The 14,069-nt window shown below is 53.7% G+C and carries 11 protein-coding genes; 2 read left to right on the top strand and 9 right to left on the bottom strand.

Features of this window, described 5'->3' with window-relative positions; all coding sequences use genetic code 11:
- Positions 1 to 188 precede the first annotated feature (188 nt).
- The gene (locus BLO51_RS07410; protein ID WP_090669125.1) at positions 189 to 1,361 is read left to right on the top strand and encodes a TolB family protein; all 1,173 of its coding nucleotides are present in this window, start codon (positions 189 to 191) and stop codon (positions 1,359 to 1,361) included.
- A 101-nt stretch (positions 1,362 to 1,462) separates the two neighbouring features.
- Here BLO51_RS07410 and BLO51_RS07405 read toward each other — a convergent pair whose 3' ends face one another.
- The 6 genes from BLO51_RS07405 to BLO51_RS07380 all read right to left on the bottom strand — a co-directional run bounded on the left by BLO51_RS07405 (position 1,463) and on the right by BLO51_RS07380 (position 10,448).
- A complete protein-coding gene (locus tag BLO51_RS07405) occupies positions 1,463 to 2,290 on the bottom strand; it encodes a carbohydrate ABC transporter permease (RefSeq protein ID WP_090669121.1) in 828 nt (275 codons plus the stop codon).
- 18 nt (positions 2,291 to 2,308) lie between these two features.
- A complete protein-coding gene (locus BLO51_RS07400) occupies positions 2,309 to 3,190 on the bottom strand; it encodes a carbohydrate ABC transporter permease (RefSeq protein ID WP_090669118.1) in 882 nt (293 codons plus the stop codon).
- Positions 3,191 to 3,427: 237 nt separating this feature from the next.
- Complete coding sequence (locus BLO51_RS07395; protein WP_090669116.1) at positions 3,428 to 4,756, bottom strand: ABC transporter substrate-binding protein; 1,329 nt, start codon at positions 4,754 to 4,756, stop codon at positions 3,428 to 3,430.
- A 201-nt stretch (positions 4,757 to 4,957) separates the two neighbouring features.
- Entirely contained in the window at positions 4,958 to 6,577 is a 1,620-nt protein-coding gene (locus tag BLO51_RS07390; RefSeq protein WP_090669113.1) for a response regulator, read from the bottom strand.
- Positions 6,552 to 8,357, bottom strand: coding sequence for a sensor histidine kinase (locus tag BLO51_RS07385; RefSeq protein WP_090669225.1), 1,806 nt, complete (start codon positions 8,355 to 8,357; stop codon positions 6,552 to 6,554). The genes BLO51_RS07390 and BLO51_RS07385 overlap by 26 nt, the downstream gene beginning before the upstream one ends.
- 114 nt (positions 8,358 to 8,471) lie before the next feature.
- The gene (locus tag BLO51_RS07380) at positions 8,472 to 10,448 is read right to left on the bottom strand and encodes an alpha-amylase family protein (protein ID WP_090669110.1); all 1,977 of its coding nucleotides are present in this window, start codon (positions 10,446 to 10,448) and stop codon (positions 8,472 to 8,474) included.
- A gap of 188 nt (positions 10,449 to 10,636) precedes the next feature.
- On the opposite strand from BLO51_RS07380, the gene BLO51_RS07375 reads away from it, so the two are divergent.
- Complete coding sequence (locus BLO51_RS07375; protein ID WP_090669106.1) at positions 10,637 to 11,500, top strand: helix-turn-helix domain-containing protein; 864 nt, start codon at positions 10,637 to 10,639, stop codon at positions 11,498 to 11,500.
- Here BLO51_RS07375 and BLO51_RS07370 read toward each other — a convergent pair.
- The 3 genes from BLO51_RS07370 to BLO51_RS07360 form a co-directional block, all read right to left on the bottom strand.
- The gene (locus tag BLO51_RS07370; protein WP_143006835.1) at positions 11,448 to 11,855 is read right to left on the bottom strand and encodes a hypothetical protein; all 408 of its coding nucleotides are present in this window, start codon (positions 11,853 to 11,855) and stop codon (positions 11,448 to 11,450) included. The two genes, BLO51_RS07375 and BLO51_RS07370, sit on opposite strands and share 53 nt — an antisense overlap.
- A 499-nt stretch (positions 11,856 to 12,354) precedes the next feature.
- Positions 12,355 to 13,677, bottom strand: coding sequence for an FtsW/RodA/SpoVE family cell cycle protein (locus BLO51_RS07365; RefSeq protein WP_090669100.1), 1,323 nt, complete (start codon positions 13,675 to 13,677; stop codon positions 12,355 to 12,357).
- Positions 13,674 to 14,006 carry a PadR family transcriptional regulator gene (locus BLO51_RS07360; protein ID WP_090669097.1) on the bottom strand — a complete coding sequence of 111 codons (333 nt, stop codon included), beginning with the start codon at positions 14,004 to 14,006 and terminating at the stop codon, positions 13,674 to 13,676. The genes BLO51_RS07365 and BLO51_RS07360 overlap by 4 nt, the downstream gene beginning before the upstream one ends.
- Positions 14,007 to 14,069: the final 63 nt, after the last annotated feature.

Below are 14,069 nucleotides of genomic sequence, written 5' to 3'. Positions count from 1 at the left end.
TTGAACCAGGTTAGTTCGAAGTTACCATTTTATTCAGAAGCTATTGAAAATAGGAGTCTCATCCTGTAGCCTTGATATAGTAAGGAAAATATAGTTATTTATTGAATTATTTAGGTTTTAAAAGTATGGAACAGGGGCGTCTTTTTTTTCCGAATTGTTTACGATTATTTTCAAGCTGGGGTGGAATTATGGGGTCTAAGCAAATAGTAAACCGCTTCCATATCATCGCGTTAATTTTAATCCTTATTGTCGGTCTTTCGTGGGTTGTGCACCTGCTGATCACAAGCTACCAGGGTCTGAAAGGCACTCAAGCCTATAAAGGCTGGCTTGCGGGCATTACGGCCGACGGAACGGGGAGCCTGCTTGTCGCTTATCGTCCGGAGCCGGTTGAGAGCAAGACGATTTTAAAGCTGCCGAACGTGACTCCGGACAATTTCGGGGTGATCTGCCCAAACGGGACAAAAGCCGCCTACACCCAATGGAACGAGCAGCAGACGGTCAGGTATCTGGTTGTTCAGTCCCTGACAAGCGCCAAGCAACACATATTTTTCGACGACCTCCCTGCGATGAACGAAATCAAGACGATCTCGTGGTTTCCCGATCACCGGAGGATCTTGTTTGTGAAAAGCGACCAAACCACTTATGTCGACCAGGAGATCGGTGTGTTGGATACGGGCAGCGGAAAAGTCGAGACCTTGGTCAAGGGCGGAATTCGGCTGGTCAAGCGAGCGGAAGAAGAGAACGGGGAAGAACGGATGAGGTTTTTTATGACCCAAGACGAACTGGATCAAATCGTCAAAATGTACGGAGGGAAGCCGGTTCCGCTCGACGACGCCGGAGGGTATTTGATGGTCGAGTTTGCCGCACCGGTCCTTTCCCCCGACGGGAATCGGATCGTGTACAGCGCCACATTGAACCGCAATTATGCCAAGGGAGAAAATGTTCCGTTATGGCTGGCCTCAAGCCTGTGGGTTTACGACCTGACGAGCGGTCAAAATAAAATGATCTATTCCCCTTCCGACCGTTCGGCCATCGGGAATGCCGTCTGGACGTCGGACGGCAGGCATGTTGCTTTCATCAGCTACACCGGGGCCAACGGGGAGGGCGGAGCGATTGAGTATATGGATCTGGCGAGCGCGCAGGTCAAAACGATTTTCCCGCCGTCTGCCGAGCATCACAATAACGTGAACCTGATTGCGCTGGAACGCAACGAAATTTCCTTTATTTCCGCGCCGAAATCGGGAACCTTCAAGGATGCGAAAAGATGGATTTTAAACCCGGAAACGGGAGAAAGGCGGTTGATGCCGGTCCAAATCAGGGGGCAAAACGCGCTGCTGCGGAATTTTTCAAACATACAGTAGGGTCATTTTAAAAACACAAGGCGCTGAAAGCCCTTCTGCCGGGCTTTCAGCCGATCATGCCGGAGCTTCTTCCCAAGAAAGCCAGTCTACACGCGTTTCTTTTACTCCTTCACGGCTCCCGCGCTCAGGCCGGACTCCACCTTTTCCTGAAACAGCAAATAGATGGCAATGGTCGGAATGATCGTGAGAATGATGCCCGCGAACGTCGGGCCCATCTGCGAGCTGCCCCGTTCTCCCACGAAGGACATCAGCGCCATCGAAATGTTGAACATGCTCCGGTCATTGACCATAATGACGTTCCAAATCAAATCGTTGTAAATATCGAAAAAGGCCAAGATTCCCGCCGTCGAAATGGCCGGCATGGACAGCGGAGTCAAAATCCGAAACAGCAGCGTCGCCGGACCGCAGCCGTCCATGACCGCCGATTCGTCGATTTCCTTGTTAATTCCTTTCATAAATCCGGTAATCAAAAATATCGTAAGCGGCAGTTGAAACGTTGCGTACAGCACGATCATGACGAAATAGTTGTTAAAGCCGTTGAACGAGCCGATCATCCGGGAAATCGGAATGACGAGAGAATAGACGGGGATCATCAGCCCCATGATGAAATAAATATATAAAGCGCCGTTCCACCTCAGCGAGATCCGGGTCAGGATAAACGACGCCATGGTTCCCAAGACCAAGGTCAGAAGCGTGCCTGCGATCGCATAAATGAAGGAGTTCCATACGGCTTTATCAATATGTGCGGTGACAAAAGCAAGCTTGTAGTTGCTCCAGCGCCATACCTCGGGCAGCGAGAAGACGTTATTGTATATTTCCAGATTGTCCTTGAGCGAAGAAATCACCGAAAAAAACAACGGATACATAAAAATAACCGCGCAAAGCGTAGAAAACAAATATGCCGGAATTTTATACGAGCGAAGCGTCATGTTCCATTTCACCTGCCTTTATTTCATCGTCTTCGTGTTCATCAGCTTGTTGAGTATGACCGTGGATAAGAGCGCCGCTACGATAATGAAGGTCCCGATGGCGTTGCCCATCCCGAAGTTGTTGTATTTAAAAGACTCGTAATAGAGCAGCGTGGTAGGCACATCCGTAGCGCCGTTCGGTCCTCCGCCGGTCATGACGAAAATTTGTCCGAACACGCGAAGCGACTGCGTAACGGCCAGAATCGAGAAAATTTTCAGCGTTTCCTTCATCATCGGCACAGTAATGTACCAGAGCCGTTTGAACCCGACCGCTCCGTCCATGGCTGCCGCCTCGTACAATTGCTCCGGAATTGCCACCATCCCGCTGGCAAATATGATCATGTTCAGCCCGCAGTAAATCCAGGCGTTGACCACCACAACAACGTAGATGGCAATGGCCGGTTCGCCGAGCCAATCGTGGGTCAGCGAGCTTGCGCCGATCGCCGAGAGCACCATGTTGACGAGGCCGCCCTCCCCTTTGAGCAAAAACTGCCACATCAAGCCGACGGCTGTGAGCGGAAGCACGGAAGGCATAAAGAAGGCGATCTTGAAAAAACGTCTTCCCTTCATCTTGCTGGTGACGATATGCGCCAGCGCAAATGCGACCGGCAATATGAGCAAGAACGAAGCCAAGATAAACACGCCGATATTTTTGAGCGAACGGTAAAATTCAGGCTTTTGAAACATGGCGCTGTAGTTTTGCAGCCCGACATATTCCAAGGCGACGTTCTTGATGCCGTTCCAGCTAAAAAAGGACATGTAAGCCGTCTGAAAGATCGGCACGATAAACGCCAGCGTATATAGCAAGAGCGCCGGCAGCAAAAAAACGGCTGCGATAAAATAAGGCTTTCGGCCGACCATGTTGTTCCCCTCCTTCAAGTTTTCTGTAGGAAAACTTGCTTTTGTGATTCAACAATTCTCCAATAAATAGAAGGTGGGGTATATCCCGGAAGAGTGAACCGTCCGCCTTTGAACCCCGCGAAAATACCTCTACTGTTTAATCAAACTTTCGCGGGGTTCAAGAGCGGCTGGAGGGATATACCCCACCGGTCTATAACGGAGAATTAATTCAAAACGCGAAGCTGGTTTTCCACCCACCTACTTCTTGTTCGAATCGACAAAGCTTTGAATCGTATCCGCCGTTTTTTGCGGAGGGTTGCCGGCGAACATGCCTTGGACTTCGTTGCGCACCTTATCCTGCAGCTGCATGATCGGGCTGTACTCCTCAATCTCGCCTTTGAAGTCTTTGGCGGTGCTTTGCGCCTTGACGTACTCTGCGGTGACTGGATCGACCGGAGCCGAGCTCGAATCCATTTTGACCGGGTAAACGCCGCCCTTTGTTTCCTTGAGAAAATACTTGAACGCATCGACGGAGGTCAGGAACTTCAGCAGCTTGATCGTAGCGTCTTTTTTCGCGCCTGTGACTTCCTTGGAAACGGAGTAACCGCCCGCTCCGCCGAACCAGTTGTCCTTGAATTCCGGTTTGTCTTTGTAGCCCGGGAATGGAATGACCCCGATTTTGTCGGCGATCGGAGAAGCTGCGATAGAGGAAATCGCCCAGACGCCTTCAAACATCATCGCGCTCTTGCCGCCGAGGAACATGCTCGAAATCGCGTTGCCGTCGGTCGTGACCATGTTTTTGCCGAAAATGCCTTTATCCTGCCAATTTTTCATCGTTTGCAGCAAGGAAACCATGTCCGGATCGTTCCACTTTGCTTTGCCGCCCATCAGGTCTTCCGTTTTCTGGAAGCCGTATTTTTTCAGCGCCAGATTCGTCAGCAGGTGGCCTCCGCGGAAGTTGTCTTTGTCGGCCATCGCCATCGGCACGACATCGATCGCTTTGAATTTGTCAGCGACCGCCTCGAATTCCTCGACCGTTTTCGGCGGCTCTGCGCCGACTTTTTGGAACAGCTCTTTGTTATAGTAGATCGCGACGCTGTAGAACTCGTTCGGCACGCCGTACGTTCCCAGCAGGTCTTTGTATTTCCATGTGTCGAACAGCGGCAGGAACGCGTCGGCCCACGCTTTGTCTTCTTTCAGGACGGGATCGAGGTCCATCGCGATGTTTTTCGCGTAATCTTTAAATGCGACCCCGCCATAGTTCATCCAAATTTCCGGGACGCTGCCTGTCGCGACGGCCGTTTTGAATTTGTTGTTGAATGCCGCCTCGTCGTTCAACGATTCGTCGACTACCGTAATATCCGGGTTTTTCTCCATAAATTGCTTGAGCAGGTTCTGGAACGCCACAGACTTCGGATCGGTACCGGAAATACGTGTCAAGATGCGGATGCTGACTTTGTCGCCGCTTTTGCTGTCACCCTTGGAACCGGCATTGCCTTGGGCGGCGTCATTCGAGCCGCAGCCTGCCAGCAGGCTTGAAGCGGCAAACAGCGATGCCAGCCCTAATGTAAGCGCTCTTTTTTTCATGTGTTAAGCAACCTCCCCGTTTACGTTTGTTATCTTTTTGCTGTTGTCTGTTCGACATAGTGTCATTATAAGGGGCGCGGCTCGCCGCATGAATGCAATATCTTTACGCCACCGGGAATATTTTTAACATTTTGTGAACTTTCCATGCAAAAAAAGACCGCACCGTTCGCACAGCGGCGCAACGGGGCCGTCTCGGAAAAGTCATTCGCGGGAATCGCTCCCGGTAAACCGGGAAGGCGGGACGCTGAAATGCTTTTTAAAGCATTTGCTGAAGTAATGGGGGTCTTTGTAACCGATGGATTCGGAGACGAACAGCAAATTTTTGCATCCGTTCTCCATCATTTCCTTGGCCTTGTTCAACCGCCGCCTCGTCATGTATTCCACGACGGAATAACCGGTCTCGGTCTTGAAAATGCGGCTCAAATAGCTCGGATGAATAAAAATGCTTTTGGCAATCGCGTTCAAATCGAGGTCCGGGTCGGCATACTGCCCGTCGATGAACTGCTTAGCCTTATCCACCAGCTTGGCTGGCGTCGACTGCTTCAAGCTGTGCGTCTGCTCCAGCACCCGGCCGAACAGCGCCGCGGCCCAGTCCGCGATCTCCTGCATCCGCTCCAGTTCGTCAACCAGCCGCACCGGATTGAACGTATCGCCTCCATAAAACGTCATATCCAGCTTGCTCTCGGCGGCATACAGGTTCAGCGTGGCCACAAGCTCGTAAACGGTCATGTACAACGTATCCAAAGACAGCTTCTGCCTGACGATGCCCTCCAGCCATTGGCGCAGCTCGTGCTCCACCGCCGCCTTCTTGCCCAGCCTCAATTGGACCATCAGCGTCTCCCGGATAAAGGACAGGTCGGCTTTTAGCGCTGGTTTGGGCAGGCGGTCGAACATGATAACCCGATCGCCGCCGAGAACGGTGCGATGCTTGCAGGCCAGTACCGCCTCCTTATACGACTGCGGAATGCCGCCGGGACCTTCCTGCGCCATATTGCCGATGCCGACGGTTACGCTAAACTTCAAAAACCGGCGAACCGCTTCGACGGCTTCCGCGCCCCGCCGCTCCAGCCACTCCTTCTCCCGGCTGCCGCCGGCAGGATCGGCGTTCGGGTGCACCAGCAGCACCGTTCTGTCGTCGTCATCCAGCGTCAGCTCGCACGGCCGAAGTCCGCCGAACAGCTCGCCGACGATATTGAACACCGCGAACCGCTTCCAGGGCGGCTGCTCCTTCCCGCCTCCCGAAGATTTGTCAATCGAGAACACCATGACAAGCAAAGCATCGTCCCGCAGATTCGGGCAAAACTGCCGCCATTTGTCCGGGCTCTGCTCGGGTCGGGCGGTTCCGGTGCCGTCCAGCAAGCCTTGAATGAACGTCCGGCGCAAAATCGTATTGCTTTCCCGGACGCTCTGCCTGAAATCCTCCTGCTGCGAATGCCGCGCCATGTCCTCCCGAATCTTGGCCGACATCCCGGTCAGCACCTGCGTTAGCTCCTCCATGTTGACCGGCTTCAGCAAATAGTCGGATACGCCTGCCTGCAAAGCTGTTCTCGCATAGTCGAAGCTCCCGTAGCCGGTGAGAATGATGATGCGAAGCTCGGGAAAACGGTGCTGCGCCGCCTTCGCGAACGCCAGGCCGTCCACGATCGGCATGTTAATATCGACGATTGCCAGCCGGATCGGCGCATGCTCAAGCAGCAGCAGCGCCTCCTCCCCGTTCTCGGCCTCTCCGGCGATCTCGAAGCCGAGTTCCTGCCAGTCGACGCCGACCTTCAGCCGTTCCCGGATCAAATATTCGTCATCGACGATCATCGCTTGAATCATGCGGTATCCCTCCGTTCTCGATCGCCGGCAGCGTAATGCGGACGGTCGTTCCTTCCCCCGGCACACTGTCGATCTCCAGCCCGTATTCGGAACCGAAATAAAGCTTGATCCGCTCGTCGGTGCTCATCAGCCCGAAGCTTTTCGTCCGGTAATGCCCGGGGTCCGGCTTCAAAATTTGCCGCAGCCGCTGCGGCGCGATGCCTGTGCCGTTATCGCTCACCTCGATCCGTACCTTGCCGTCCAAGACATGTGCTTGGATGCGGATCAGCCCTCTTCCCCGCTTGTTTCGGAGCCCGTGATTGATCGAATTTTCCACAATCGGCTGCAGCAGCAGCTTGATCGTTGAGTATTTGTACACATTGTCATCAATCTCGAAACGGGCATCGATCCGGTCGCCGTAACGCACCTTCAAGATTTCCAAGTACGTTTGCGTAATGATGATTTCGTCTTCCATAGAGATGATATGGCTGCCCTTGCTGAGCACGCCCCGGTAAAACAGCGCCAGCTGGTTCACAAGGTTCACGATATCGGCGTTCCGCTTTAAATCCGCAAGCGCGCAGATGCTCTCCAGCGTGTTGTACAAAAAGTGCGGATTGATCTGCGACTGCATGACGGCGAGCTCGTACTCTTTTTTCTTCTTCTGCTCTTCCACCATGTTTTCCATGAGCGTTTTGGTGCGGACGACCATCTTGTTAAATTCTCTGGCCAAAGCGCCGATCTCGTCGCGTTCCTTCAGTTCGAGCCAGACGTCGAGGTTGCCCTCCTGCACGCTCTTGACCGTTTTTTTGATCTGGTTCAGCGGCCTCGTGATCGATCTGGCGATCAGAATGGTCAGAAGGATGGCCGAAACGACGAAAATGAGGCTTAAATAAAAGGTTTTTTCCGTCAAAATCTGATTATCGCGGGTAATTTCCTTAATCGGCACGATGCCTACAATAATCCAATTCAAGCGCGGATAAGTGCGGGCCACGACCAGATTGTCCTCGCCGTTCAAGCTGAACGTCCGGCCGCCCTCATGCCCGATCACCCAAGAATAATAAGGCTCCTGCCCGATGGACGCGTAGAGCCGGCTTTTGTCGCTGTGCGAAGCGATGGTGCCCTGCTTGTTGACGATAAAGATTTCACCGCTGTGCCCAATATTGATATGAGCGTATTGATCGGCAATGTACCGCTCGTCGATGGATAGTTGGATGACGCCGAGGGGACTCCCGTCCTTGGCGGTGTTGAATTTTTGAAGGAGCGATACGACGGGGTGCGCCGCGGCTTCCTTCTCGTAGTTGCTTTTGACCGTATCCTTCCATACGGGTCCATAAGCGGAACCCAAGAATGCGCGGACATAATCGTCGTTGACGTTCCGGACGTTCTTGAGCCCGCCGGAATCGTACAGGTGGCCGCTGCGGTCATAGATGAGCATAGCGTCCACGAACGTCTTGGAATCGACGATATCGGCGAGGGCGTTCGAAACCTCAACCGAACGGCTGTAATTTTCCAGCGGGTCCGAGGTGGGCGGAGCGCTCAGGTAACGCTGCACGCTGCTGTTCGTAATCGCGATTTTGGAGTAGTTTTCCGAATTGTCGAGGATGATCTCCAGCTTCTCCGAGACCAGCCGCAAATTTTGCTCTGTGTTCTCCACCGCTTTGTCGATCAGAATCGCGGACGATACGCGGTACGTAAAGACGGACAGCAAAATCAGCAGCAAGGACAGGGCGGTCATAAACGAGAGCGTGATCTTTTTATTGACGGAAAGCGAGTAATAATAGTCCAATACGCGGTTTTTCATAGCTGTCAGCAAGCCCCGTCACCTCTTCCGAAGTAAGCGCAATCAGAGTTTCATTATAGGACAAAACGGAGGTGCATTGGAACACCTCCGAGTTGGTAAAACCTTGAAGTTATTTTAATCCTGCAGATCGATGACGACCATCTGGTGGCATTCGAGCTCGGGCAGCGTATACTCGATGCCTTCGGCGGACGGTCTGTAATCGAGCGGCGTTCCTTGCGGCGCCAAATAGACGCCCTTTACTTGTCGTCCCGGCAAACGCAGCTTCACGTCGATATGATAGAGCGAAACGATGTCCTCGATGATCTCGACGCCTTCGCCGCGCTTGACCGGCACGGCGTATAGCAGATGGTTCACGAGACGGCGCTCGCCCCGCTGCTCCTGCAGCGTAACGATCCCCTGGGCGGGCAAGCTCGTCGTCAGCGTCTTGTCCGGTACCAGCCGGTCCAGCGCGTAGAGCACCATTTCTTTCAGGAACAGACTGCCCTTTGTTGCGTAGTCCTCAAAAACGTTCCAAGCGATGTAAATGCCGCTGGCGCCTTCCACCATTCCCGGGCCGCCGTCATTCATCGAGCTGGGCGTATGCTGGTGCGACGAGAACGTGAATACTTCCCGGTTAAAATAAGGATCTTCGCGCCGTCCCAGCTCAGTTCCGCCGTCCAAAGCGATCTTCTGCCCCGCCGCGTACATGACGAACGACGCTTCGCCAAGGCTCCGCAGCGGAAATTTCGGGCGGAAATAATCCGGCTTGAACGGATTCTCGCCGACCCGCCGCACGCCGAAATCGATGGCGAAATCGCGCTCCTCCGCGTCCAAGCCGGACTTGCCCGAAGCGAGCAGCTTCCCGCCTTGCCGGAGAAATTGCTCCAGCTTCGCGTGCAGCCGGTCCGAAATCAGTACGTAGTCCGGCAGGATAATGACCTTGTATTTTTCAAAATCGGCGTCCAGATCGATCACATCGAACAAAAACTTGCCTTCGAGCAGCATCCGTACCGCCCCGGCGTCGGAGTTGCCCGTGAACATCGCGCCGCCCATTTTGTCTACGCCCACCGATTCGACGGACAGCAGCCCGATATCCGCGATCGCCGTCGTGTCCTCGCACCACGCTTCCTTCCGCTCAACCTCGGCGTACGCTTGGCCGATCAGCTCGTAGGTGGCCGGGTCCATCAGCCCTTCGGGATGCATTTGGTCGCCGATGGAGCAGCGAGCCCCGTTCGCCAAGCTGAGCGCCGTTTCGTAGCGCAGCGCATTCGGATGCTTGTAGCCGCCGAACTCGCCCCAGAACGTGTGGAACTTGCCGGTCATGCCGAGGAAATCCATGCCGAGCGGCTGCGCGTAGCGGGCCGATAGCGGGAAATGATCGTAGCCCCAGCCGCCGGTCGGCAGCGATTCCAGCTCCAGATGCGTATTCATCGCCGCCAAGTCCCGGCGTCCCTGTGAGATATGCCCTGCATTGTGGAAAATCGGCATTCCCGGCTTGATCGCATGGATCGCTTCGCGAATCCGCTGCGTATAATTCGCATAAATCCGCTCGCCCTGCTCAACGACGTGCCGCTTCTCGCGGGGGTCTTTTCCTTCCCCGCGCAGCGTGGCCACGCACGTATGGCAGTAGCAGGTGCGGACGCCGACGATGTCGAGGAAGATGCCGTCGGCATCGTACTTGCGAACGACCTCCTCCACCTGGCGAATCATCAGATCAAGATAAGGCGAATTCAAGCAAAACTGATGATACCCCGGCGTCATGAACCCTTTCACCCAGTTTGTCTGGTCGTTCTCGTCCCGCATCAGCCATTCGGGATGGACGCGCGCCAGCTTCTCGTCGAAGCCGACCGACAAGTAGACCGGAATCTTCACGCTGATCTCGTGCGCCGCTTCGATCTGCGCGCCGAGCAGGTCGAAATCCAGATGCGGGTGAATCTCGTTCGTTTCGGAAGGAAAATATGCCCAGCCATGGTGACATTTTGCGAAGACGGTAATCGAGTCGACGTGCCCCCGCTTGAGCATTTCTTGGAACTGCGGCTTGGAGAACTTCCGCCCGATATGCGGGATCATTTCAGAGGTGTGGAAATCTAAGTGTACTTGTCGGAATCGCATCGTATGGCGACCTCGCTTTCTTGGTATAGGTGAGTACGCTGCTGCGCATCGCCTTCCAGCCTCCTGCGCTTTTTCTTTTGTCGGGGTTATTGTATCATTAGGACGTTGGAAATGTATTTGAAAGGCCTTCCATCGATTTGTACAAAATTCCGCTATTCGCGAGAACCTAACGCCCGGAGGAACCCAAGATGAAGGATTTGGCAGAAATCGCTCCGCATGTGCGTTCGGCGGCACCCTATACGTATAACGGGGGCGAGCATGAAGGAACCAGAGTCGGCTATACGTTCGCCTATCACCTGTTTTTGGACGGCCGCGGAGATATCGTCGTGGATAACGTCACGTATTCCGTGGAAAAAGGCACCCTGATTTTCATCCGCCCGGGACAGGTGCATTCGTTTCATCATAAGCCCGGCTTTCCGCTCGACTCGTATAACATTTACTGCGATTTATGGGAGCGGCATCCGATGCCGGAGCCGCGCTTCGCCTTTTATCCCGATCCGCCCGACCGGTCGATGCTGACCCGAAAAGAATTTTGCCCCGGACTCGATGAATTTCCGACTAAAACGTCGCTGAGCCCCTATCCGCATCTGATTGAACTGTTCGTGCAAATCGTCAGATCGGAGGACGCTCCTTATTATGCGCAATCGATTACGGGGGCGCTGATGCGCGCATTTCTGCTTCGCTGGTACAACAGCATCAAGAGCGCCGCGCCGAACGATTACCGCATCCTGCAAATTATGGAGGAGATGGAGCGGCACCCGGAGCGCCGTTATTCGTTTGAGGACTGGTGCCGCAAATGCCGGCTAAAAAAGTCCTACTTTTACAAGCTGTTCAAGCAGGAAACCGGCGTGACCCCGAAGGAGTATCTGCTGCGGATGAAAATGAAAAAAGCGGCCAATTTGCTGCTGGAAAGCCGGCAGTCGGTCACATCGATCTCGGACAACCTTGGCTACGATTCGATTCATTATTTTTCCAAGCAGTTTACCGCCTTTTACGGGATCAGTCCGACGGCTTTCCGCAGCCGGAACAGCCTGCCGCGGGACTCGGGCTAGCGGCAGGCCGAAGCTCGCCAATTTCAGGTTCCATCACGTGCTCCAGCAGGAAGGCCGTACAACGGTCGATCGATGCTTCGATATAGTGAAAAACCTCGTCACGCCGCAGAAACTCCAACGGCTCGCGCATTGCCGTTTCGTCAAAATTGAAATCTTGGTCGAGATAGCCAAGCAATGACGCAACGGACTCCGCACTGATTTCATCCATAGCCACTTCGGGAATCGAATGCGGATTCCGCTGTAGCCCATATCGCGCAATAATGACACCGTTGAGTCTCCGGAAGTCTCTGTAGCTCATGTTCCGCGCTTCGATCCGTTCCTCCGTCGACAACGACCGCACCCTATGAAAATACATATCCGCCGACCACACTTCATCCGAAATCAAATGACCTAAATAGCCCGAGTAATCTAGCGTCTACAAATCTATCATCTCCTGTTCTTCCATTTACTTCAATTGCAATCGAATGATGAATAGCTGATAATTAAATTACTTAACTATTCTCCTTGCCGCTATGATTCAGGCAGACAGGCTAGGAAAGGGAGGGAAGCTCATGAATTTCACGCTGAAGCAACTAAAGTATGCGCTCTTAAGTCTGACGCTCACGTTCGCTCTGCTTGTGACCTACCAGCATGTGCAGCCGCTCTGATTCCGGTATAATTACGCAGTTAACTTTGATATAGCTTATACGTGACCGAAGGAATGACCCTCGGGCTTTCGTTTACGATGCTGCTTGTTTGTTTCGCGCTGTTTACAGCGCTCGTTCTTCGTCTTCGGCAGGCGGGTCGCGTCCGCTTGGACATGCAAAAGACGCCATCGTCCCGCTCGCAGGGAATCGATGGCGTCTATCTTGCCGTCAGAATGTCTTGCTGAGGCGAATCATATCCTTCCGCCGGTAAATGCCGAGAACGAGGCCGACGATCGCCATTTCCATCAGCGTATGCGTACCGCCATAGCTGACGAACGGAAACGTGACCGAGGTAATCGGCAGCACGCCGAGCGACATGCCGATGCAGTAGCCGAATTGCGCCCCGATGATGGAAGCGGCGGCCACAATCAGCATTTTGCCGTATGTCTCGCGGGCTTGACCCATCGAATGGAGCATCCGAGTCACGAAATATACGGCAGCGCCTGCGACCGCGATACCGACGCCCCAGCCGAAGCTGTAGACGAGATAAGTAAAGATAAAGTCCTCATGAATAAACTGCAGCTTCGGATTAACCGCCCCGAATCCGTGGCCCCACCAGCCGGCGCTGCTCAGGGCCTCTCTCATCCGGATATACATATACCCCCCACCCGAAGAGTCTGCGAACGGATCAAGAAAAGCACCGAGACGATATTTCATATACCGATGACTTATCGTAATCACCACCGCTGCGCACATCAGGAGAAGTCCGCCCGTTTGGAGCAGCGCAAGCCACCATTTGCGGGTAATGACTCCGCACAAGATCCCATAACTTACCAGATAAAATAGAATCGCCGATACCGAAGGAACCATGGCATAGAGCACGAACGGGACGAGAACAAAAGAAACTATCGATTTCAGCCAAAAATAACGCTTCTGCTTCCACCAATCAAGGAGCAAGCCGGCCGCCGCGGCGATGAATAAATAAGAGCTGACGGTTTTCACATCTATTGAAAATCTCCAAATTGACAAATAACTTTTCGCCCCGCTCACCTGCTGTCCAAACAAAAGCACGTAAATCATGCTGGCGGCGGCAAGACAATACATGAGGAGCGACCAAGTCTTTAGCTTTCGGTAGTCCATAAAATAAAATACCAGTAAAACCGGCAGTCCCAGTGCGATGAATCGCAATTTATTAGTTGAGAAAAAATTGCCATATACATAAGGACTCATCGCCCCATAGCTGGACTCGATGCTGTACATCACAAAGACGCCAAGCCCCAGAAATGCAATCAACCCGAGCAGCAAGCCCCAGTGCATCCGCGGCTTATGAATGCGGTGCAGCTCCCGCCCGACCGTTACCGGGTCGCCCATCTGCCGGATCGCCCAAGCGACCGCTTCCTCCCGGCTCGCGCCTTCCGCTTCCTTGTCGAGCACCAGCTCCTCCAAGTGGCTTTCCAGCTCCCGCCGGATATCCTTATGCAACTCCCTCGCCCGAATCTGCGAGCAGACACTGCTCAAGTAATCCCGCACATCCTCGTGCTCGCGGATCATGCTTTTCCCTCCCCCAAGACGAGATCGACCGCATCGCGGAACTGCTTCCACTCCGCCGTTTTTTCCTGCAGATGCCGCTTGCCAGCCTCGGTGATGCGGTAGTATTTGCGCTGCCGTCCTTGCGCCTCCTCCCAGTACGCCTCGACCCAGCGCTCCGCCTCCATGCCGTGCAGAATCGGATACAGCGTCCCTTCTTTCAGCGAAAACATCCCGCCAGAGCTTTTCTCCAGCTCCTTGATCAGCTCGTACCCGTACATAGTGCGCCGCTCAAGCAGCGTCAAAATCATCGTCCCGGTGCTTCCTTTCAACAGCTCTTTGCTGAGCTTCATCCGCTAAATCGCGCCTCCTTTCCATTGCCTATGCTATCGTTCGAATACAAGCATCGTAAATCT

The organism is Paenibacillus tianmuensis, from assembly GCF_900100345.1.
GTDB lineage: Bacteria > Bacillota > Bacilli > Paenibacillales > NBRC-103111 > Paenibacillus_G > Paenibacillus_G tianmuensis.
The sequence above is the reverse complement of the archived record's forward strand: the minus strand, read 5'-3'. Positions and strand labels throughout refer to the sequence as shown.